Here is a 1,273-nt window from a genome sequence, read left to right as displayed (position 1 = left end):
GTCCTCTTCATGCCACCCAACGTTGGCTGAGCTATGCCCTGTGTACCCTCCTGGTGTGGCAGCCGGTGTTACCCGCGTTTGCCAACGGCGTGAGCGTCGCCGAAGGCAATACGAAACTCGATCAGGCGGCCAACGGCGTGCCGGTGGTCAATATCGCCACGCCCAATCAGGCCGGAATTTCCCACAATAAATACAACGACTTCAACGTCGGGAAAGAGGGACTGATCCTCAACAACGCTACCGACCGGCTCACTCAGAGCCAGTTGGGTGGCCTGATCCAGAACAACCCCAACCTGCAGGCCGGGAGAGAAGCCCAGGGCATCATCAATGAAGTGGTGGCCCCGAACCGCTCGCAACTGCAGGGCTATATGGAAGTGGCGGGCAAGCAGGCCAATGTGATGGTGGCCAACCCCTACGGCATTACCTGCGACGGCTGCGGTTTTATCAACACCCCGAATGCAACATTAACCACCGGTAAACCGGTACTGGGTGCCGACGGCAGTTTGCAGGCGCTGGAAGTAACCCAGGGGGCGATCAGCATTCAGGGCCAAGGGCTGGATGCCAGCCAGAGCGACAAGTTCGCGCTGATTGCCCGTGCCACCGACCTCAACGCGCAACTGCATGCCAAAGACGCAACCATCACGCTGGGTGCCAACCGGGTGGATGCACAAGGCAACGCTACACCGATCGCCGGTCAGGGCGACGTGCCAAAAGTGGCGATCGACACCGGTGCATTGGGCGGAATGTACGCCAACCGAATTCACCTGGTCTCCAGTGAAACCGGCGTCGGCGTTAACCTCGGTAACCTCAATGCCCGTGACGGGGATATCACTCTGGATGCCAACGGCAAGTTGACGCTGAATAACACGCTGGCGCAGGGGAACTTGACCGTCAATGCAGCGGATATTGCGCTGAGTGGCAGCCATGAGGCTGCTCAAAACGTCGCCTTGAACAGCCAGGGGCAGTTGGCACTGAGTCACACCTCGGTGAAAGCCGGTCAGCAGATCGCACTCAACGACGGTGACCTGGCACTGGCGCAGACCACGCTCAGCGCGGCGAAAGACCTTCAGGTGCATGCCACAGGCCAATTGACAGCGACCAACAGCACCCTGCTGGCAGGCACGGACGCACAAGGCAACCTGACCGCCACCCAGCGGCTCGTCGTAAACGCCGGTGAGCAGAAGTGGCTGAACAGCCAGCTCGGGGCGGGAACGGTGATTGCCGCAGCCCAACGCGACTTGATTCTGGATGGTGGCTCGCAACTGACCGGGTT

1 protein-coding gene is annotated in these 1,273 nt (G+C 60.3%); it reads left to right on the top strand.

The features are described 5' to 3' along the window. Positions 1–1,273: filamentous hemagglutinin N-terminal domain-containing protein (locus tag BMI79_RS22815; protein ID WP_125828884.1), on the top strand; the 1,273-nt coding region annotated here is incomplete at both ends.

Origin of the sequence: Serratia oryzae (assembly GCF_001976145.1) — a bacterium.
Lineage (GTDB): Bacteria > Pseudomonadota > Gammaproteobacteria > Enterobacterales > Enterobacteriaceae > Chania > Chania oryzae.
Note: the sequence above shows the minus strand (reverse complement) of the source record. Positions and strands in the feature narration are given on the sequence as shown.